Source organism: Paenibacillus algicola, assembly GCF_005577435.1.
Taxonomy (GTDB): Bacteria; Bacillota; Bacilli; order Paenibacillales; family Paenibacillaceae; genus Paenibacillus_AQ; species Paenibacillus_AQ algicola.
In genome coordinates, this window is sequence record NZ_CP040396.1 from 873,351 (window position 1) to 894,767 (window position 21,417).

The 21,417-nt window shown below is 41.9% G+C and carries 16 protein-coding genes; 13 read left to right on the plus strand and 3 right to left on the minus strand.

All coding sequences use genetic code 11. The annotated features are described in order from the left end of the window. Window positions 1-31: 31 nt before the first annotated feature. Entirely contained in the window at window positions 32-1,960 is a 1,929-nt protein-coding gene (locus E6C60_RS03900; protein WP_217496375.1) for a helix-turn-helix domain-containing protein, read from the minus strand. Window positions 1,961-2,516: 556 nt separating this feature from the next. Here E6C60_RS03900 and E6C60_RS03905 point away from each other — a divergent pair. The 3 genes from E6C60_RS03905 to E6C60_RS03915 all read left to right on the plus strand — a co-directional run bounded on the left by E6C60_RS03905 (window position 2,517) and on the right by E6C60_RS03915 (window position 5,993). Beyond that, window positions 2,517-3,467 (plus strand): ABC transporter permease, encoded by a 951-nt coding sequence (locus E6C60_RS03905; RefSeq protein WP_233281127.1) that lies wholly within the window; start codon window positions 2,517-2,519, stop codon window positions 3,465-3,467. 20 nt (window positions 3,468-3,487) lie between these two features. Beyond that, the gene (locus E6C60_RS03910; RefSeq protein WP_138224630.1) at window positions 3,488-4,354 is read left to right on the plus strand and encodes a carbohydrate ABC transporter permease; all 867 of its coding nucleotides are present in this window, start codon (window positions 3,488-3,490) and stop codon (window positions 4,352-4,354) included. 70 nt (window positions 4,355-4,424) lie between these two features. Beyond that, the gene (locus E6C60_RS03915) at window positions 4,425-5,993 is read left to right on the plus strand and encodes an extracellular solute-binding protein (protein ID WP_175415180.1); all 1,569 of its coding nucleotides are present in this window, start codon (window positions 4,425-4,427) and stop codon (window positions 5,991-5,993) included. A 130-nt stretch (window positions 5,994-6,123) separates the two neighbouring features. Here E6C60_RS03915 and E6C60_RS03920 read toward each other — a convergent pair whose 3' ends face one another. Then, on the minus strand, window positions 6,124-6,930 hold the full coding sequence (locus E6C60_RS03920) for a phytanoyl-CoA dioxygenase family protein (protein ID WP_138224632.1): 807 nt from the start codon (window positions 6,928-6,930) through the stop codon (window positions 6,124-6,126). Between the two features lie 146 nt (window positions 6,931-7,076). On the opposite strand from E6C60_RS03920, the gene E6C60_RS03925 reads away from it, so the two are divergent. From E6C60_RS03925 to E6C60_RS03960, 8 genes are all read left to right on the plus strand, one after another. Then, window positions 7,077-7,871 carry a helix-turn-helix domain-containing protein gene (locus tag E6C60_RS03925; protein ID WP_233281128.1) on the plus strand — a complete coding sequence of 265 codons (795 nt, stop codon included), beginning with the start codon at window positions 7,077-7,079 and terminating at the stop codon, window positions 7,869-7,871. A 486-nt stretch (window positions 7,872-8,357) separates the two neighbouring features. Next, a complete protein-coding gene (locus E6C60_RS03930) occupies window positions 8,358-10,130 on the plus strand; it encodes a sensor histidine kinase (protein ID WP_175415181.1) in 1,773 nt (590 codons plus the stop codon). A 16-nt stretch (window positions 10,131-10,146) separates the two neighbouring features. Beyond that, the gene (locus E6C60_RS03935; RefSeq protein WP_138224634.1) at window positions 10,147-10,929 is read left to right on the plus strand and encodes a response regulator transcription factor; all 783 of its coding nucleotides are present in this window, start codon (window positions 10,147-10,149) and stop codon (window positions 10,927-10,929) included. A gap of 103 nt (window positions 10,930-11,032) precedes the next feature. Then, window positions 11,033-12,328, plus strand: a complete 1,296-nt coding sequence (locus tag E6C60_RS03940; protein WP_138224635.1) for an ABC transporter substrate-binding protein — start codon at window positions 11,033-11,035, stop codon at window positions 12,326-12,328. A 65-nt stretch (window positions 12,329-12,393) separates the two neighbouring features. After that, window positions 12,394-13,278 carry a carbohydrate ABC transporter permease gene (locus tag E6C60_RS03945; protein ID WP_138224636.1) on the plus strand — a complete coding sequence of 295 codons (885 nt, stop codon included), beginning with the start codon at window positions 12,394-12,396 and terminating at the stop codon, window positions 13,276-13,278. A 9-nt stretch (window positions 13,279-13,287) separates the two neighbouring features. After that, on the plus strand, window positions 13,288-14,097 hold the full coding sequence (locus tag E6C60_RS03950) for a carbohydrate ABC transporter permease (RefSeq protein ID WP_138224637.1): 810 nt from the start codon (window positions 13,288-13,290) through the stop codon (window positions 14,095-14,097). A gap of 93 nt (window positions 14,098-14,190) precedes the next feature. After that, on the plus strand, window positions 14,191-15,018 hold the full coding sequence (locus tag E6C60_RS03955) for an AraC family transcriptional regulator (RefSeq protein WP_138224638.1): 828 nt from the start codon (window positions 14,191-14,193) through the stop codon (window positions 15,016-15,018). Between the two features lie 130 nt (window positions 15,019-15,148). After that, the gene (locus E6C60_RS03960; protein ID WP_138224639.1) at window positions 15,149-16,654 is read left to right on the plus strand and encodes a sulfatase family protein; all 1,506 of its coding nucleotides are present in this window, start codon (window positions 15,149-15,151) and stop codon (window positions 16,652-16,654) included. 84 nt (window positions 16,655-16,738) lie between these two features. Here the strand turns inward: E6C60_RS03960 and E6C60_RS03965 are convergent, their stop codons facing one another. Then, a complete protein-coding gene (locus E6C60_RS03965) occupies window positions 16,739-18,016 on the minus strand; it encodes a TolB family protein (RefSeq protein WP_138224640.1) in 1,278 nt (425 codons plus the stop codon). A 149-nt stretch (window positions 18,017-18,165) separates the two neighbouring features. Between E6C60_RS03965 and E6C60_RS03970 the strand changes: the two genes are divergently transcribed. Further along, complete coding sequence (locus E6C60_RS03970; RefSeq protein ID WP_138224641.1) at window positions 18,166-19,011, plus strand: helix-turn-helix domain-containing protein; 846 nt, start codon at window positions 18,166-18,168, stop codon at window positions 19,009-19,011. A gap of 37 nt (window positions 19,012-19,048) precedes the next feature. Further along, on the plus strand, window positions 19,049-21,241 hold the full coding sequence (locus tag E6C60_RS03975; RefSeq protein WP_138224642.1) for a family 78 glycoside hydrolase catalytic domain: 2,193 nt from the start codon (window positions 19,049-19,051) through the stop codon (window positions 21,239-21,241). Window positions 21,242-21,417 lie beyond the last annotated feature (176 nt).

Consider the following 21,417-nt stretch of genomic DNA (forward strand, 5'->3'; position numbering starts at 1 on the left):
AAGATAGCGGCGATACTTTTTTAAATATCCTTTAACTGGGATCTTCATGATCTTTCAATTTTCGCATAGTTCTATATTGCCCGGGTGTTAGCCCGGTTTCCTTCTTAAACGAACGTATGAAATTTTGAGTATTTTTGTAGTTCAGTTGTATAGAAATTTCATTAATCGCCAAATCGGACTGAATCAGCATTTCCTTCGCTTTATTGATTCGGTCGTATTTCACATATTCAGAGAACGGAACACCTTGTTCCTTTCGGAATATCAGCCCCAGATATCCCGGCGAATAGTTCAATTTCGTGCTGATCGACTCAAGGGTTGGCTCTGTTTCATTTTGGATAAGCGACAGCATTTGCTCGGATATTCGTTGATGCTGCCGTTCGTTTTTTTCTTCTATTAAACGTAAAGATGGTATGATTACACGATGCTTGAACCAGCTTTCAATTTCATCAGCTGTCTGCAGCTCCATAAGTTCTCTAGGTAAGGATTGTCCGTCTAGTATTAAATTCGCATTCTCATTGTCAGGCTGGTATAGACGAACAATGTCATTCAGCAGTCTTATGAGAATCATCTGGTAGTCTGTAAGAGATAGAGGATTGTTTTGGAACAGCAATTGAATAAACCGATGAAGCGCATCGTCGGCTTTTACTGGTTCATTCAATTTTATGGCATCAGTTAGCTGAATAGATAAGTATTCAGGATAGTCAATTGGGTTTCTGTTGCTTGATGGTTCTACATCTTCAATAAATAGTAGAGACTGATTCCCGAACCGAACTCTATACTTAAGGGCATTCATGGCTTCTTTAAGAGCTAAAGGAGCATCGATGAGATCTGTAAATGTAGTACTAACTCCAGCACTCACCGATAGCTTAGTGTAATCGCGAATTTTTTCTAAAGTATTCTGAGCCTGAATAAGGATCGTACCTTTATTCAAGTTTGCATCTTGATTCTTTAATCCAAGGATGCAGATGAGGGATTGATTCATCACAACAGAAGATAATCGCATGGAAGAGGGGATGACTTCTTCCAAGATATTCATCAGGATAAAAATAAGCAACTCCCGATCGCTCTCCTTGAACCGACTGTTTGTCAGGGTGTCTATTTGAATAGCGATGAGAGTGTATTGCTCTTGAAATTGCAGCTGTTGGTGATGATCCAGTATTTTTTCCTGAATTTCGTTTCGCAGCATCCCACTGGACAAAAGCTGGAATACATAATATTTATTGAGATGAATGCCTTGCGATATGATTTGCTGTTTCATATTTTTCAGAGCAGATCCAATATATTCTAATTCATCATATGTCCAACTTCCTGGTTTTTTCTTCTCAATTAGACTTGAAATTTTTCTAATGGGGTTATGAATTTTCATAGCTCCTGTGAATGACAATGCCACCATGATAATTATTAATCCGCAACATATCATTAGCGTGAGCCAGCCGATCCAACGACTATCTTTATGAATGACTGATTTCGGCACAATGGAAATATAATAAGTCCAGTTAGTAAACTCCGATTTTTTGTAAAAAAAATATACATCCTCTCCTTGAAACTCTCCCCTTGTGAAACCTGAAGGCGTATCCGGATATTGCTCTAGGAAAGGAATATCTAATCGATCAGGGATGTTTTTATTGTCATTAGAAGCCAATACCTGTTTTTCTTTATTAATAATGAACAAGGTGTTAAAGCTTTGGGACTTGGCAATCCATTCACTCCACTTACTCTCGCTGATTTTTACAGCTAGCAAACCCATAGGTGACCTCCATACATTTGCAGGTACGGACTGTATATGCCAGATGCCTCTTGGCAACTGAGTATTGTGTATGAGAGGTTCTTGTCCCAAGTGATTATCTAATAATGTAGAAGATTTGAACTTTAATTGCTGTAATAGCAATTGGTAAGCATCTGTTTGATGTTGGTTTAATTGAAAGATTTTCTCCGGATAAATAGCCCAGTTATGCTTCATGTTTATATAGTAAATTGACTCGATGCCGAGTTCTTTAGTGAACATGTACTCCAAGTTGAGAGAAGCATCACGTATGACTTGAAAATTCCTCTCATGAAGTGCTGTATTCGATAGCTTATCCATTATTGGGAGGTTCGAGAATTGAACGACTGAACGCTCAATGATTTTCAAGTTCTGCTCGATGGATATCTCGGTTTGAGCAAGCAGTTGCTGGTTGCTGTTCGTCACTTTATTTAATATACTGGCCGCTGAATTGTGATACGCAAAATACCCAAGCAATACCATGGGGAAAATGGAAAGAAACAAGCCATAGATAAGTAGTCTCATGAAATATGTAGACAATAAATCACCCCTTTTTCTCATTTAACCATAGCTTATTAGGGATTTCACACGCAATAATCATTCTCCCCAATTCGTAATCATCATACATCGAAGTGTGTGATGATTATAGACAGTCATACAATATAGCTGTAATTTCGAATTGTAACCCACATCAAGCGTGAAGATGGGATGCGTTATCAATACGAATATAAACAACAAGGAGCTGAGAATACATTTGACTAATTTTTTCTCGAACAGACAGCGTATCAAAGGAGCTGCGGCACAAAACCTACTTAAGGATATTTGGCGTAACAGATGGCTCTATATTTTTGTGATCCCAGGGGTGTTTTATTTCTTGATTTTTAAATATATCCCTATGGGAGGTGTGGTCATTGCGTTTAAAGATTACACCCCATTTCTAGGAATTGTAGAAAGCCAGTGGGTGGGGTGGAAGCATTTCGAAAGACTATTTCAAAACAACGATTTTGTGATGTTATTCCGCAACACCATTCTAATCTCCTTATATAAGTTGTTGTTTTACTTTCCCGTGCCCATCATTCTTGCGCTTATGCTCAATGAAGTGCGTCTGAAGGTGTTCAAACGTTTTGTACAAACGGTTATTTACATCCCGCATTTTTTCTCATGGGTAGTCGTTGCAGGAATTACGTATGTGTTACTGACCACTGAGGGCGGCATTGTTAATGAGTTTATCACGTGGGCCGGCGGGGAGAAGATTAATTTTTTGGGCCAAAATGCTTGGATTCGCACCTTGCTTACCTTACAGACCATTTGGCGAGAAGCGGGTTGGGGGACCATATTGTATCTTGCGGCGATGAGTGCAGTAGATCCACAGCTTTATGAGGCGGCCAAGATAGATGGAGCAGGCAGATTTCGTCAGATGTGGAATGTGACCTTGCCTTGCATACGCAGTACGATTGTCATCTTACTTATATTGCAGATCGGAAACTTTATGGATCTAGGTTTTGAGCAAATCTACAACATGATCAATGCAGGCAATAAAGATTATGGCAATGTGTTTGATACGTATGTCTATACGATCGGTATAAAGGAAGGACAATTCAGCTATAGTACAGCTATTGGGCTGTTTAAGTCAGTCATAGGTCTAATCTTAGTGCTTGGCTCTAATTATTTGGCACGAAGGTCTGGTGAGGAAGGCATATTCTAGGGATAGGAGGAAATCTACAAATGAGGAAAAGTGGTTTAGCGGACCGTAGCTTTGACACTATAAACGTGCTACTGCTGATTGTAATTTCATTGATTTGCATTTTGCCTTTTTTGCAGATCGTAGCGGGCTCTTTTGCAACTCAGCAAGAGTTGATGGAAAAAAAGTTTGTGTTGATTCCTGAGGTGTATTCGCTTGATGCATATCGATTTATTTTTTCGGATATAACCATACCCAAAAGTATGATGATCTCTGTATTTATTACCGTTTGTGGGACAATCATTAATCTTGTTCTCACTTCTATTACTGCTTTTGCATTAGCTAGACGTGGCTTGAGAGGCCGGCGCTTTATTATGTTTCTAATCGTGTTCACCCTGCTGTTTGATGGAGGGATGATACCGGCATATCTCGTCGTGAAGGAATTAGGTCTCATAAATACGTATTGGGCAGTAATGATTCCGAATGCGATTAGTGCATTTAATTTGATCTTAATGCGCAACTTCTTCATGAGCTTGCCGGAGGAATTATTCGAATCAGCTAAGATTGACGGCTGTAATGATCTTAAAACATTTATCCAGATCGTTATTCCGTTATCTATGGCTTCAATGGCTACATTTATGTTGTTTTATGCTGTGAATCACTGGAATAATTTCATGATGCCATTTCTCTACTTGAATTCACCTGACATGTGGCCTGTGCAGATTTGGCTGCGTCAAATTATCATTATGGCAACTGCAGATTTTGGTGATTTTGGAGCTAGCATCGAAATACCATCTCAATCCCTTCGAATGGCTACGATTGTTGTAGCTACTCTGCCTATATTGCTTGTGTATCCATTTATTCAGAAGCATTTTGTGAAGGGTGTTATGATTGGCTCGGTTAAGGGATGACAATGAGAATCCATTTTGTGGAATGGGTTCGCATCATCTTTTAATAAATAAAACTAAATGGAGGGTTAGAATGCTTAAAAAAACAAAAAAAGCTTCAGTCATTCTCGTATCGTTCGTGCTATTGTGTGTTGTTGTCCTATCAGGCTGTGCGGGGAATGAGAATGGCAACGGCGCCGATTCCAATGCTGTCGGTTCGAATGGAGCGTCGGCAACAGATGGGAAACAAGACGACGCTCCCGAAGCAACAAAATCATTGGAGCCCATTAAGGTAACCGCGCTTCAACCATATTGGGGAGCACTGCCTGATATGGATGGCTCATTGTTCAAGTACATTGAACAATCTATGAATGTAGAATTTGAAACGGAGTTTGTATTCGGACCGAACTTTATGGATAAGGTGAATGTCGCCTTAGCATCGGGAAACCTTCCTCACATGCTATATATCTTCGATGGGAAGCAGCCTTCTATCGTTACTGCGATTCGGGCAGGTGCATTCTGGGAATTGGATGGAAAACTTGAAAAGTATCCAAATCTAATGGCAGGTAAAGATAAGATAAGAGACGAGAATATCAAGGTGGACGGAAAAACTTATCAAATTTATATTCCTGAGGCTATCTCAAGACAAGGTATGAACATGCGCCAGGACTGGCTGGACAATCTAGGTCTCCAGAAGCCTACAACAATTGATGAGTTATATAATGTATTAAGGGCTTTTACCCAGGATGATCCTGATCGGAATGGAAAAAATGATACGATAGGTCTAGCGCAAAGACTGCATGCTGGCGTGCCTGTCGGATTTCCGATTCTGCTTGCTAAGTTTGGCGCCCCTAATGGTTATGAGGTGAAAGACAACAAATTTATTCCGGCTTTCACGACAGAGGCCTATAGAGAGACGATGCGTTTCTTTAAGAAATTATATGATGAAGGTATTATGAACCAAGATTTTAGCTATCTTCAAAGAACCCAGGGTGAAGAATTGATTCAAAATGGAAAAGCCGGAGTACAGATAAGTAACGTCGATGAAAAACTATTGTGGAATCCGTTACTAGACAGCAATCCTAATGCTTCCATCGTCTCATTATCCTATCTAGAGGGACCTACCGGCAATCACTTATTTACAAGTAAAGGCTATTGGGTGACTATTGCCTTCCCGAAAAGCACAGTAAAAACAGAGGAAGAGCTCGACCGACTTCTTGCCGCTTTGGATTTGATGGCTGCGCCAGAGCAAAAGGAATTTTTTATGCTAGGCATCGAGGGTGAGCATTACAAAAAGGATAACGGGAATATATCGATTGTAAAAAATGTGGAATCTGAGCTGGTTTCTTTGCGAATGTTTGCCCCTGACGCCTTTGAGCCTATAGCTCCACCTGGGACTCCAAAGCATATTGAGGACATGTGTGATGTGTTAAGTGAAAATGAAACCTCTAATAACTTGGTGAACAATCCGGCGGCTTCCATTATATCGAAAACGGCTATTGAACTAGGTGGAGAGCTGGATAAAATGATTCAAGACGCAACTGTAAAGTACATTATGGGTGAGGTCAATGATCAACAATTTGACGAGGTTATTGAAAAATGGAAAAGCTCGGGCGGAGTTAAAATGTTAGAAGAGTTCGAGGCTGAATATAATAAGAAGTAAAAAATGATGTAAATAAAGTTGCGATCCCCTCACCAGCTCTACAGGTGAGGGGATTATGCTCTTTAATAAGAACGAGTATGGTCTATGAAAGGGCTAGGCATTTCCTCTTATTTATTCCATGAGGTGACGATTAATGGGGGTAAAGAGATTTGAATTCGAATCCGCAAGGTCCACCATCCGGGTTATCGATTAACTCAACGATGGAGCCGTCGGCTCGAAATAATGGCTGATAGTGCTTGCCAATGTGAGTGGCCGACTCGTTCGCGTAGTGGCAGATGAAAGCTCTCCGAAATCTGTCTTTTGTCTTATTTCGATAGGAGCCATGAATAAGATTTCCGTTGAAGAACAGCACATCGCCAGGCTCCATAATGACTGGCATAGGTTTTTGCTCCTTCGGGGGCTTTACATAGTGGGTTGTAAACGATTCCTTCGAATCTGACAGCTCCGGACAGACGATATCATATTGCTGCGTCTTGGGTACAACCAGTAGACCGCCGTTTTCTTCATCTGCGGGGTCGATAGCCGTCCAGGCTGCAATGCAGTTTCCCGGTTCAACCTTTAAATAGAAGTTATCCTGATGAAGAGCCTGTCCTCTCGCTCCAGGAGGCTTATAATAGAACATGCTTTGTGCTGCTAACGCCGCTTCATTATATAGGCTCTCGAGCACGGACATCACCGGCTGGTGCAGCATATATTTTTTTGCCGTTTCATTAAATCGATGCGGGTGCATAACCCGAGGATATCGCCTTAATGGATCTGGGGACTCAGAGGATAAATCAGGCTCAAAGTATCCTGGAATTGCTCTCTCGCTAATCTCGTGAAACGTTTGCTCGATTTCATCCAGCTCCTGCTTACTGAATAGTCCTTTTACAATAACGTACCCTTCCATTTCGAATTGGTTCTTTTGTTCTTTAGTTAACACGGTTTGGCTTTGCATGATGCTCTCTCCCTTCATATTTTGCTTAATAACAGTCTAAAGTCAAAGCAGGTTCCAAGGAATTAGCAATTCTGCTTTTCAATCATACCATTCTGCTTTCTGCAGTTATCTATAGTTGGTTAAATATCCGGATTGGAGGTATTGCATTGAAGCCTATCAACGACCCCTCTCTTCTGAACACTGGCATTAGCATTTCGGGATACTATCTAATGTCAGATGCTTATGCTACTCATCGGCCGAAAGGTATGACAGAGTGGCTAATAACCTATACATTACGTGGAAAAGGATATATGGATGTCCCCAGCGGAATGCAGCATTGTATCAAAGGTGATATAACATTTTTAAGACCTGGCACGCCTCACAGATATGGTACTGTGAAGGGCGAGGAATGGGATTTTTATTGGGCGCATTTTAATGACTATCTTATTGAAGACAACTTACTGCCTTCTGAACCACTTTTTATCCATAATTTTAAAGCAAATACGGTTCAAAGGAGAATAAATCAGGCGTTTCGCAGACTCCTTTTTGATTCGACTGAACGAGACGAATATTGGCAGGAGCTTTGTTTGAACTCGCTTCGCGAAATGCTAATGCTGTTAGCTCAGGAGCAAAAGCTACAGCGTGATCCGCGCATCGTAGAAACAATCCATTATCTTTCTATCCATATGCGGGATAGTGTGCAAATCGAGGAGCTCGCACGAACAATCGGGCTTTCTTCCTCAAGATTGTCGCATTTGTTCAAGGAGCAGACTGGACTTTCCATTATTGATACCTTGAACCAAATGCGAATTCGTCAGGCTGCTTTACTGCTTACGCATACAAATCGAAGCGCAAGTGAAATATGTTATGAGGTGGGATTCCACAATTACAATCATTTCATTAATCAGTTCCGAAAGTGGTATGGATTGAGTCCAAGCAGCTATAAAAGAAAGCATACTTAACATAAAAGGGCTTTTTTACGATTTTGTAGATGGAATTTCGTAAATGTTCGATATACGTTGTGGAAAAGGGGCTCTTATAATTGGGATAAGGAGTTGTGAAACTCTCGACAAAAAATGGGAGGTTGATGGTTGCGGTGAAAAAGACAAAAGCAAGCTAATTCATGATTCTAGTCAGTGTAACAGCAGCATGCTCCAGTAATTCAGAGGAGGCAAGCCAGAGCTCAAACAGCCCGACACAAAGCGCAGCCCCACAAGACAATACGAATTAGGCAACGACCTATCCCATTCAAATGGATAAGAAGCTTACGTATTGGGCGGGCATTAATTCTAATCTGGCTGGGATTCGCACTCGCTGGATGAGCCTAATTTTTGTGTCCACTTTATTGACTTAAGTACATAGTGAGTCTTAGCAAGACATGTCAAAAAATCCACTTCTATAGTGGATTTTTTGACATTCATCTATATGGTGAAATGGAGGCAGGCGCTATGAATACAAAGCAACTAAAAATTTATAATATTCTAACCAAGCTTGGTTTGACGAGAACAAGAGTTCAATTATTTATGTGCTTTGTTTTTATTATGATATTAATTCTTTGGATAGCTGGATGGTTGACGTACCATACTACCCTGCCCATCATTGAGAGGAATACCGTTAGAATAGTGGAGAACAGCGCTGCGCAAACTCAGAAGCATGTGGAAGCATTATTTGGAGAAACGAATACGATATCATTGCAATTTACTATGGATTCTAGAGTGCAGGACATTCTTGAACAAGCTAGCCAAAACGCCGAAATCGGCATCTCAGACAAATTAAATGTAAGACCCATTATTATTAAATACACAGCATTTTCCCAAAATATTCATTCTATCGATATCTACTCGGAGAAAGGATCGTTATATCCCGTTGAATCGCTTGCACTCCAGGCTCGAATAGGTAGTACCGCTTACAATCAATTAAAGCAAAGCGCAGGAGAGGCCATCTGGCTTGGAGCAGATCCCCTAGACTCCAATTATTTGTTGTCTGTCAGAAGGATTAGATTACAGCATAATGGCCAGTTTGCTGGATACCTGGTTGTTCGCACATTCAATACCGTGCTAACGCAGGTTCGTACGGAGCAATCATCTGAAGAGCTATTGCTCCTCTTCGATCAGCAAGATAGATTAGTGTATACGTCGATGGAACCCATCTCATCCATCGAAATGGAGGAGCTTAAGGGGAAGGAAACTGTACTTATTCGAAATCGAAGCTACAAGCCTGTAATTAAATCATCGAATATGACAGGCTGGAGCTTGGTCATTCTTACACCTATGGATCAAATTACTGCTGCGATACATGCGCTTAAGAAATCATTGTTATGGTCAGGTTTAGTGACAGGGGTGCTGCTGATTATCCTTTCACTGATTCTCTCATCTAAGATGATTCAATCGCTTTATAGTATAAGGAAAATTATGCACAAAGCAAGGAACGGAAAGCCAATGATTAACGACAAGATCTATTTCAACAAAGAAGTCAATGAATTAAATCAGTCATACAACAAGATGGCTGCAGATATTGATCAGTTAATTCATACCGTATATGAAAAGGAAATTTACAGAAGTCAATCAGAGCTAAAAGCGTTACATGCTCAAATTCATCCACATTTTTTGTACAACACACTTGAAGTTGTAAATTGGATGTTAAGAGAAAAAGGACAAGACGATTCGGCTGACGTTATTGTAGATTTGTCACAGCTGTTTAGATATTCAATAAAAGCGCCAGAATGGGTTGCTTTAAAAGATGAGGTAGATCACGTTCGAAGCTATTTGAGAATTATGCAGTTACGCATTAAAAGGCTGGAATTCAATCTTATTCAAGATCCAGAGGTATCAGAATGCATCATTCCAAAGCTAATATTGCAGCCCATTATAGAAAACGCAATAAAATATGGTATTGAACCCATGCGTAAACAATGTATTCTGACCATAATCATTGAAAAACAAAATGCTGAACTCAAGGAAGATGCAGAGCCAGAGGAACTTCTTGTTATAAAAATTCATGATAACGGCAAGGGAATAAATGAGGATAAATTAGCACAGATCCGATCAAGCTTATATGATACCAACATCAATTTGTTTAATGGTGAATCGGGAATTGGCTTAACAAATGTTCATCATCGATTGCAGTCGCTTTATGGGCATCGATATGGCTTGGAAATCAATAGTAAAGCGGATGAGGGAACTTGTGTCTCCATTGTAATACCGTTAAATAAATTTAAATGAATAAGGTGAGGGTTACATGCGGGAGCAAATAAAAATTTTGGTCGTGGAAGATGAGGATTTAACGAGGAATGGAGTGGTAAAGGCTCTGCTCAATTATTTTGGAAGCGAAATAATCGTTGATACAGCGGAAAACGGAATAGAAGCTCTGGATAAATTTGAAGAGAAAGAAATCAATTTATTAATTACCGATATTAAAATGCCCGAGATGGATGGGATATCTCTGTTAGAAATATTGAATCAATCTAACAAGGAGTGTATGACGATTGTGTTGACAGGTCATGCGGAGTTTGAATATGCCCAGAAATCTATTGCTTATGGTGTGTTTGATTATATATTAAAACCAGTGAACCCCAAGGTTCTGTATGAGTCTGTTCAGAAAGCGATCACAAAATTCTCTGAATTAAAAAAAATGAAAACGAACCTAAAGCTCGTCGAGCAGCACGCAGGCACTTTACACCCTATTCACACAAGTAAAAACAGAATCATTCAATACATTACGGAGTATGTCATGGAGAATTTGGACAAGCAGCTAACTCTAAAGGAAATTTCCGAGCTCGTGCATATGAACCCGAACTATTTGAGCGGTCTGTTCAAGGCTGAAACAGGTGAGCTTTTTAGTGAATTTATACTGAAGATCAGACTCTATAAAGCGAAGGAGCTTTTGGCTCAGACAGATATGAAAATCTATGAGGTGGCTGAAGCAGTCGGTTATCAGACTAGCAGATACTTTAACAGAATTTTTCAAGAGCATGAGCAAAAAACGCCAAACGAATTTAGAAAGTTATTTCGTAACAATTGATTAGATATGAGAATTGTGGCATTTTTACTGAGTGTTGTGTCATTGTGAGAGCGGTTTCAATTGCTTAAACTAAATGTGTAAGAAATAAAAGGGAGGTGCTACAATGAAGAGAATTTTTCATGTCATTCTTGTGCTTTCAGTGTTTTTGGTTGCTGCATGTGGGAATAATACCCCAAGCAACAGTGAGTCATCCAGCAATTCAAACAACAAGACTGAAAATCAAGGAGAGGAAAAAGAAAAGATTGAATTGTTGTTCTGGACACCAGAGGCAGGGGCCAAAAAAGAAGCAATTCAGAGCAGCGTTGATACGTTTAATGCCAGTCAGAATGAAATTGTTGTAAAAGCAGAGCATATGGATGGTGAATCATTAAAAACTAAAATGAAAGTGTCTATGGCTTCTAACCAAATGCCTGACATTTTTCATTATTGGTCAGGGGATTCATTTAAGCTGTTTGTTGACGCTAATGTAGTCGCTGACTTAACGGATCATATAAACAAAGATGAGTCATTTAAGAACAGCTTGATGCCAGGGGCACTGGATAGATCAAGTTACGATGGTAAGGTGTATGGTCTTCCTAACGCCATCAACAATGTCATACTCTGGTACAACAAAGATATTTTTGCTCAGTATAATCTGCAACCGCCAACTACCATGGAAGAATTGGAAGCAGTAGTTAAGGTGTTGAAAGAAAATGATGTGACCCCAATTTCATTAGCAGGTAAAAGACGTTGGCCTGTACTTCATTGGTTCTCCTATCTGTCCAATCGTATTGGAGGCAACGAGCCTTTCCAGAAGGCCATCGCTGGTGAAGGGGACTTTACCCAAGAAAGCTTTATTCAGGCAGGAGCAAAGCTTCAAGAGTTAGTTCAGAATGGAAGCTTTACAAATGGATTTTTAGGCGTGGATAACGAAGCAGCCGAAGCAGAATTTACGTCTGGAAAATCCGGCATGTACTTGATGGGTGACTGGTCTTTAGGCAACCTGAAGAAAAATTCGAATTTTGAAGTCGGTTATACGATATTCCCTGTTATAGACGGTGGAGCTGGGGAGCCCAATCATGTGCATGGCGGTTTTGGCACCGGCTACGCTGTTTCTAATACAGCAGACTTAGATGCAGCATACAAATTTTTGGCCTTCTTATTAGGAACGGAAGAAAGAACCAAATTCATAGAAACCATGGGTGAACCTTCACCCGTTAAGACCAATCCATCAGAGGATAAGCTTGATCCTGTATCCTATTCGTATTTGAAGTTTGCAGGTTCCACGCCTACGGGATATTTTCCGTTTTATGATCAAGCACTTGGACCTAAGAAAGCAGAATTATTATTAAATGCTGTTTCAGCTATTGCTGGGGATCCAAGCTTAGATGTGAAAGCAGAATTGTCGAAAGTAAAATAATTCATTAATTGAAAGTAGGGGTCACCGCAGGGTGACTCCCTATTTACTCATAAGGAGAAGGTTTCATGGAAAAAGGAGTAAAAGGATGGATCAATCGTATTGTATTTATGTCTCCGGCTATGCTGATTTATCTTATCTTCATGATCATACCTATTATTTACAGCTTCTATTATAGTATCTTCCAATGGGACGGCGTTTCCGATAAGGAATTTATAGGTTTTGATAATTATTTTAATTTAACGAAAGATGCAGTTATATATAAGACGCTCATGAATTCAGGCTTACTGACTTTCTGGGCTCTAGTTATTCAACTGCCTGTAGGGCTGCTATTAGCAGTATTGTTAAGCAGACAGATTAAAAGAGGCATTCGTTTTTTTAAAACAGTCTTTTTCTTGCCTGTCGTTCTCTCGACTTCAGTTGTAGGTGTGCTATGGGGATTGATTTATGATCCTAATGTCGGCCTGCTTAATCAAGTGCTTAGCGCTGTAGGTTTAGATGATTGGACACGTGTATGGCTTGGCGAGACTGAGTCTGCGTTAAATTCAATCATTGCGGTTGTTAGTTGGCAATATATAGGGTTTTATATGGTCGTATATTATGCTGCACTTCAGAATGTTCCAGATGACGTGCTGGAGGCGGCCAAAATGGATGGAGCTTCTGAATACAGGTTGCTGTTCCAAATCAAGATTCCGTTAATCTGGCATGTTATTAACTTCACCATTATTTATTGTATTGTTAATTCATTAAAATATTTTGATTTGATTTATATCATGACAAATGGCGGTCCCAATGGATCCAGCGAGGTCATTGCCTCATATATGTTCAAACAAGCGTTTAGGTTTTATGATTTCGGCTATGCCAGCACGATTTCAATATTTTTGTTTTTATTAGGCGTACTGCTTGCAATAGTGCTTAACAAATTATTTAGACGCGAAGCAGTAGAGTACTAGGGGGATAATATGTCGAAAGTAATTAAGCTGTTTTTTTTATTCGTGTATACATTGATTACTGGCTATCCTTTAGTATGGATGATAATATCTTCTATGAAAACTAATTCTGAATTTCATGCAAACCCATGGGGATTTCCTGAAAATCTTCAGCTATCCAATTATGTGAATGCATGGGAAAATGGCATTCAGAATTATTTGTTGAACAGTGTGTGGATTACGATTATTACTGTTATTGCCACGCTTCTAGCTGCTTCATTAATCGCATTTATTCTTGCGCGCAGACCATTTAAGGGCAGTAAGATTGTTCTCTCTTTATTTTTACTTGGTATGATGATTCCCATTCACAGTACTTTGATTTCCCTGTTTGTGATGCTAAACAAAATGCATTTGTTGAATACTTACGGGGCATTATTTTTTCCTTATGTGTCATTCTCGCTTCCGGTCGCAGTGTTCTTATTATATGGATTTTATTTGCAACTGCCCAAAGAATTAGATGAAGCCGCTTATATGGACGGCTGTAACATATATTCTGTGTTTTTCAAAATCTATACTCCCTTATCCAAACCCATATTAGCAACGGTTGCGATATTTACTGCATTACACGTGTGGAATGAATTTGTATATGCGTTGGTGTTCATTTCTGACGAAGCGATGAAAACACTTCCCATTGGATTATTATCCTTTAATGAGGAATACAGCATTGATTACGCAAGTCTCACGGCTGCATTAGTCATAGCTACTTTGCCTACAATAATTCTCTACATTATAATGCAAGAACATGTTACAAAAGGTGTCGCTGCAGGTGCGGTAAAAGGCTAGATGGAGTAAGAATTTAATTAGATTGTACAAACGCCCTGATTACGGGGTGTTTGTTTTTTATAGTTAATCAAAAGCCAGAAAGTGGTGAGATTCATGAGCTGCAATGATGTATTGGTCTCGGTAGCGGACATAGCTCCGGTCATCCTTCGCAGTGCCCGTAATGTATTGACCCCTGGATTCACAACGGGTGAGAGGGTCATTCCCCATTACCAGATTCAATATATTCAAGACGGGTTCGGTACCATCTCCATTGATGATAAAGAATATAAAATGAGGAAGGGCATGCTTTGTTTTTGGGGACCAGGCACGAAGCATCAAATCTCTTCGGACCCCAATCAACCTCTGATTATTTTAGGGATACAATTTCATATGAGCCATACCTTACAACCTGTTCGATTTACGGATTTTTCTGGTTTCCCTCCGGTGACAATAGTCCATGCCCAAGCTCGTATCGAAGCCCTGTTAAGGGATATTGTTAAAGAATATATGGGGCAGCGAATATACTGGGAAGAGTCTGCCGGTGCGTTATGCAAAACTCTACTTCTGCTGCTTGCGCGCCAATCTATTATGTCAGACGGGGAGGGAGACGTGTCGTGGCAGATGACCGAGATGATTCTCAAGTTCATTGAGGAGAATTATCGCGAGCCTTTAACTAACGAGGCCATTGCTAAACAATTTCACTTTCATCCGGCCCATGTCAATAAATTAGTGATAACGTCTACAGGCGTTTCCCTTCATCAGTACTTGATGAATTTTCGAATCAGTCAAGCGGTTGAATTGCTGCTATCCACTTCTATGAGTATTCAGGAGATCGCAGATGCTGTCGGATATAAAAATATTCATTACTTCTCAAGAATCTATAAGAAAAAAATGGGAATTTCGCCTACAATGACTAGACGTCAAGCCCTCTCCGTTAAATAAAGCGATAATGCGAAACCTCGCAGCCGATTAAAGACTCAGAAAGGACAAAAAGCAATGCAGTTTGTCCAAAGCTCTTTTCCAACCTACGCCGTATAATAGGTAACAAGCAACTGCGGAAGGAGTATGATCTATGACTCAGAAGAACATATTGTTTCTATTTACAGACCAACAACGGCACGATACGATTGCTGCGCTCGGCAACCCAATGATTAAGACCCCCGTGTTGGATCGACTCGTTGAAAGCGGAATTTCGTTCACAAGGGCATACAGCCCATGTCCAGTCTGTGTTCCGGCACGATTCTCGCTTCATACCGGCCAGCTTCCTCACCGAACCGACTGCGTTATCAATGAACGTATGCCCGAGGGGCATCGCAGCTTTATGGAGCTGCTCGCTGACCAGGGGTATCAAACGCACGGCGTAGGAAAGATGCACTTTAATTTCAGAGATAAACCGACATCTACATTATGGGGATTTGAATCGAGAGATGTCAGCGAGGAAGGCGGACCGCGGGATGATTTTAAAATCTTCCTAGAGGAAAATGGTTACGAGCATGTTCACGACCCGCAGGGCGTGCGCAGTGAATATTACTATATTCCGCAGCCTTCTCAGCTTCCCGAACGGCTGCATAATACGACCTGGGTAACGGACCGAAGCATTGATTTCCTGAAGCAGCGTGATCAAGAACGACCATTTATGCTCATGACGAGCTATATTAAGCCTCATCCACCATTTGAGACCCCGACCCCTTGGAACAAGCTGTACCGAGGACCGGAAATGCCGCTCCCCAAAAGGCCGCAAGAAAGTGAAAAACTGATTTCGTATTGGAATCGATTCCAGAATCGATATAAGGGTCGCGATCAAGGGATTGACGACAACTTGATGCGTGTGATGAAAGCAGCTTACTATTGCACCATCTCCTTCATTGATTATCAAATAGGAAGACTGCTCAGCTATATGGAGGAAAACGGACTATTGGAGAATACATTAATCGTGTTCTCTTCCGACCACGGAGAGATGCTAGGCGATTATAACTGTGTGGGGAAACGGAATTTCTTAGATTCCGGTGCTCGTGTGCCTTTGATTGTTGTCGATCCCAACGGACCAAGGGGCCAGCGTTGTGAGAAGCCAGTCTCTCTCGTTGATATTATGCCAACCTTCTTACAAGCCGCAGGAACAAAATCTGAGACTCCGCTTAGCGGTGAAAGCCTTCTTGATATCGCTAATGGCACCGTGAAAAGAGAATGGATTGCCGCTCAATATCATCGTAATGACTATGGTATGTACATGGCGGTCAGTGATCGCTTCAAATATATTTACTCCGCGCCTGACGATAAGGAATGGCTCTTCGATCTTAAGGTTGACCCTGATGAGACAAGGAATCGAGCGGGGAATCCAATGTATCTAGAGCAGACTGAACAAATGAAGAAGGATCTCATCGCCTTCTTCAAAGATGAGGGTTATACAGCACCGATTGACGGGGATGACTGGATTCGCTATCCGAAGCAAAGCATCCCTGAGGATCCCGATGAGATGCTGCTCTTTCAAGATACGCAATCCAGCATCCCGAACATACCTGGGTATGAGCGGAATAACCCCAAACCAACCGCGAAGATGAAATTTAAGGTAGGATTTTAATCATTATCAATGACAAGAAGGCAGCAGACTGCAAATCTGCTGCTTTCTTGCACTTGATGATATAGATACAGATGATCCGGCATATTAGAAGTCTGTTCCCACCAAGCCGGACATGTCAGCAATGAACACCCGGCGGGTGCCTCCTACAAAGCCATTGAATACAAGATGCTTAAAATCTGGAGTCCAAGCAGGGTGAGGATCTACGCGAAGCGCATTCGTCACCTTCGTTCCCGGATTGGCGACAGGGATTCGAACGATTGTTGCTCCCCTACCCGACTGCAGATTAATAAAGCGCAGAGGCACCGTTCCATCGCCGAAGGCTACTTTCTCTTGCTCATAGGAGTCCGTCACCATATGCAATCCATTCGGATGGACGGTGGGGTGACCTGAGCCGGGAATGTTGTCGATGATCTTCTTCATATTGGAGCCATTCGCATCAACTTGGACCAATGACAATTGCTTGTCGTCATCCAGACATAGATTCATAGAGAGTCTCTGTCCGTCAGGGAACCAGTTAATATGATGACCGCCCTTCTTCCATTGCTCCGGCCCAACCGCGACACGAATGTCTCTGCCGTCTGTATTCATGGTGACAACCCAAAACCGGAGACCCTCTGCGATTTTGTTCCATGGCTGCTGTTCATCTGTATGAAACCATCTCATGGTGAATAAAATACGATCGCCTTGCGGGTTGAATTTGCAATGGAAGCCATAACATTCGCCATGCTTGTACATTTCCTTATCGATAGTAGGCTCGGCGCGGTCGAATACATCCTGAATGGAGACTAACAGCTTTCTCTCGCCGGTTTCTGTATCCAAAGTATATAAACCGTCATCATCCCGGAAGCCATAGTTACGCGGCACATGCTCGTCAGGAACAACGATGCCGTAACCATACTGCGTGCGTCGCATTCTCTTGGTGCATGCGGATATAATCGTTTTGCCGTCCGGTGAAATTTTGTAGATACTTCCCTTCATTATTTTTTTGTCCCCGGTATGCGGGTTCAGACGTACACACAGCTCTTGCCACGTCTCTGGATCAACATCGTTGTAATAAATAAATTCGTCGTCAGGTCCCCAGTTGATGTTAGCGCCCAGCTGTGTCTCCCAGCCGTAGGTTGGAGAGACGATTCGCTCCTCCGCTGTATGCAAATCAACGAGCACAATATGAGCCGCTTCACCAGGCTCTGGCAGTCGCTGCTCTTGCGGCAGCTGAAGCAACGCGGCATAACGTCCGGAAGGGCTGATCGGCGAGGTGTCGAAAAAACGATGAAAGCAGCCATCTGTGTGAGGGGTTATACATCTTACCGGAACAAGTGGATTAAAGTCAGTATAGGTGGGGAAATCCTTGCTTATGTTCACTAGAGCTCACTCCTGTCAGTGTTATAGGCGGATCAAGTTAAGTTGTCCTGCTACTATTGTAAAGGCTGCATAGGGAGAAGTCTTTGCTTGGATGAAGGCATTATTTATCTGAAGGAAGGTTTTGTGCTGGTGGAACGGGGGGGGTGCCTATGCACAAATTGGAGATAGAGTTGATCTGGGTATCGCGATATGACTACGAAAAAGGTATACAACTGGCTGTGCACGCTCATGACTATTATCAAATCATTTATTTGATTAATGGAGACATTAATTTCTCATATGGAGGGGAGCCATATCCGTTAAATCGTGGGTATTGCGCCGTTATTTCTCCTGGAGTAGAACATGGCTTTATTCATGATAACCAATCAGTTGTCAAAACACTTGATGTCAAATTCCGCATTCACAGCACCAGGTTAAACCAACTGATGAAGCAAATTATTGGACTGCATGCGACGGTGCCCAAGGAAATGGTGGTTTTGCTGGAGCAGATCAAATATGAGGGAACGCATCAACAGCCTTTTTTTCGCGAGATGGCCAGCTTGAATTTGTTGAAAATCGTGTACATGCTCCATAGAAAATCAACAGAGGCACAGACCTTCAGTCATAGCCGCTTATTAGGTATGGAGGTATTGTCTGGGACGGAAGATGGACAGGCAATCGTTGAGCGGACAAAGGAATATATTCAGCATCACTATTCGGGCGAGCTGCGAGTGGCGGATATGGCGAAACGCATCGGGTTTCATAAAAATTACATGGGACAAATGTTCAAGCGAGTATGCGGGCAATCGATCTCCATGTATATCAAAGAGCTCCGAATCGGGAAGGCCAAGGAATTACTGACCTATTCGGAACTGACGCTTAAAGAAATTGCACCGGAGGTAGGCTTTAAAAACATACATCATTTTAATCGCGTGTTTAAGCAGGTAGAAGGAATTAGTCCTGGACAGTGGAAGCGGAAGGAAATTCAGGGCATACGCAAGGACATTCATTTTTGATTCGAGCATATAAGGATCATGCCAAAGGAGCGATAACATGGATAAAGTATGGTCAGCAAGCTGGTTAATGGATAAGGCGTTTGAAGGGGTGTCCCCTCCTGACAATCTCTTTCATAAAGAACAGAGCAAGCCTGTTGCTATAGAGCACAGAGTGGATCTAGCCAATCGTCACTGGTTAATTAGGAAATCGTTCGAGCTGGATAAAAGCATGAAGCGCGCTGTACTGGATATTACAGCTGATGATTACTACAAGCTATATATCAATGGGCATCTGGCAGGTCAAGGACCAGCCCAGTCTACATTTGATCATTACTATTATAATCGTTACGATGTGACGGAGCTTCTTCGTCCTGGGCCCAATGTAATTGCTGTTCACGTCTATTATCACGGATTAATCTGCAGAGCGTATAACAGTGGTGACAATCGGCAAGGTATGATTGCTGAGCTTCGAATCGATGATGAGGTATTCGTGCATACGGATTCAACCTGGAGATGCTGGAATACGGAAGAATACGGTCACGGTGAAATCATAGGGTATGATACACAATTTGGAGAGCCCCTTGACCTGCGGCTCAAGCAGCCGGAATGGAAAGCCAATGGATTTGACGACTCTTCATGGGAAGAGGCTGTTGTCCAATCCACCGATCATGTGCTGTATCTGCAGCCTACCCCTCCTGTATCGGTATATGAGAAGTCTCCTGTTCAAATAATACAAGCGGCGCCGGGGCATTACCGCATAGATTTTGGCGAAGAAGTGACGGGACAAGTGAAGTTCACTGCTAGCGGACAGGCTGGAAACAAAATTGAGGTTCGATATGGTGAAGAGCTTCAGGACGATGGCGCTGTTCGTTATGAGATGAGATGTAATTGTACTTATCAAGAGGTATGCACCTTGTCGGGTGGCGTTGACGAGTTTGAGTTTTTTGATTACAAAGCGTTCCGTTATGTAGAGCTATTGTCTTATGAACCGGGGATTCACGTTGATTTGACGAGTATAGCAGCAATCGTGAGGCATTACCCGATGAAGGAGGACGCATGTATCTTCGAATCCTCTGACTCTTTGTTAAACAATATTTGGTCAATCTGTCGGAATGGGGTGAAATATGGCTCTCAAGAGGGGTATGTGGATTGTCCGTCGCGCGAGAAGGGACAGTACTTGGGAGACAATACAATAATAGCTCCATCCCAAGCCTACTTAAGCGGCGATCTTAGATTATTCCGTAAAGCGTTACTGGATTATGTCATCCTCTCCTCCAAGGTTTGCCCAGGACTTATGGCTGTTGCACCCGGACATTACATGCAAGAAATTGCCGATTTTTCTCTGCAATGGCCAGTGCAGCTGTTGAAATATTACAAAATGAGCGGCGATATTCAATTTCTACGTGAGATGTATCCGCATGCTTTAGGGATATTAGAGCATTTCGCTGCCTATGAAAGATGTGACGGACTCCTGGAGCGGGTGACGGATAAATGGAACCTGGTAGACTGGCCGGAGGGGCTTAGAGACGGATACGATTTTGATCTAAGAAAGCCGGTTGGCGCTGGCTGTCACAATGTTTTAAATGCCTTTTATTATGGAGCCCATGAAACGGTGGCGGAGATTAGCAGCATCCTCGGTGAATGTTCAGATGAGCAAAAGCTGACAAGCTTGTATCATGCCTATATTAAGACCTTCTATAATGAGGAAACCGGCTTGTTCGTCGATGCAGAAGGCTCCACTCATTCCTCTTTACATTCTAATGCATTAGCACTGTTATTCGGATTAGTACCTTCTGGGAAGAAACAACCTGTAATCGAATTTATTCGGAAAAAGCGTCTGTCTTGCGGTGTATATATGGCATATTTTGTCCTGAAAGCTCTTACATCTGCAGGTGAACATGAGCTTGCATACGATTTGATTACATCCACGGATGAAAATTCCTGGGCGACAATGATCAAGGAAGGTGCCACTACCTGCTTTGAGAGCTGGTCCAAAGAGCATAAGTGGAATACAAGTTTGTGTCATCCATGGGCTAGTGCTCCAATATTAATTCTAATAGAAGATTTTATTGGTCTGTCATCGGCAGAACCGGGCTGGACGAAGATCGGATTCAACCCAAGTATTCCTCAAGCGCTTGAAGCTTTTCAGCTAGAAATCGAGACGCTAGCAGGTCGAATAGAGGTACATTATAAAGAAAAAAATATCCAGCTTATTGTAGATAACGGAGCGAATAAGTATATTTACGGATAGATGGCACCTCTAAACGATCCAATGGGTGGTGGTGAACATTGGTTGCGTTTCAACTCGCGCTCGTAAATTTCTCAAAACCAAAGGCGGAAATTGAAAGCAGGGGCGGTGAGCCCCTGCTTTTTTACTATACAAGGTCAAACACTCATCAGCCCTCGCCTTGATGTCTTTTCACGGTC

Bases quoted from the DNA above. Each gene is read 5' to 3' on its own strand.
- E6C60_RS03940 (WP_138224635.1), top strand. From the start codon at position 11,033: ATGAAGAGAATTTTTCATGTCATTCTTGTGCTTTCAGTGTTTTTGGTT.
- E6C60_RS03935 (WP_138224634.1), top strand. From the start codon at position 10,147: ATGCGGGAGCAAATAAAAATTTTGGTCGTGGAAGATGAGGATTTAACG.
- E6C60_RS03930 (WP_175415181.1), top strand. From the start codon at position 8,358: ATGAATACAAAGCAACTAAAAATTTATAATATTCTAACCAAGCTTGGT.
- E6C60_RS03910 (WP_138224630.1), top strand. From the start codon at position 3,488: ATGAGGAAAAGTGGTTTAGCGGACCGTAGCTTTGACACTATAAACGTG.
- E6C60_RS03960 (WP_138224639.1), top strand. From the start codon at position 15,149: ATGACTCAGAAGAACATATTGTTTCTATTTACAGACCAACAACGGCAC.
- E6C60_RS03975 (WP_138224642.1), top strand. From the start codon at position 19,049: ATGGATAAAGTATGGTCAGCAAGCTGGTTAATGGATAAGGCGTTTGAA.
- E6C60_RS03970 (WP_138224641.1), top strand. From the start codon at position 18,166: ATGCACAAATTGGAGATAGAGTTGATCTGGGTATCGCGATATGACTAC.
- E6C60_RS03955 (WP_138224638.1), top strand. From the start codon at position 14,191: ATGAGCTGCAATGATGTATTGGTCTCGGTAGCGGACATAGCTCCGGTC.
- E6C60_RS03920 (WP_138224632.1), bottom strand. From the start codon at position 6,930: ATGCAAAGCCAAACCGTGTTAACTAAAGAACAAAAGAACCAATTCGAA.
- E6C60_RS03900 (WP_217496375.1), bottom strand. From the start codon at position 1,960: ATGAAGCATAACTGGGCTATTTATCCGGAGAAAATCTTTCAATTAAAC.
- E6C60_RS03915 (WP_175415180.1), top strand. From the start codon at position 4,425: ATGCTTAAAAAAACAAAAAAAGCTTCAGTCATTCTCGTATCGTTCGTG.
- E6C60_RS03950 (WP_138224637.1), top strand. From the start codon at position 13,288: ATGTCGAAAGTAATTAAGCTGTTTTTTTTATTCGTGTATACATTGATT.
- E6C60_RS03945 (WP_138224636.1), top strand. From the start codon at position 12,394: ATGGAAAAAGGAGTAAAAGGATGGATCAATCGTATTGTATTTATGTCT.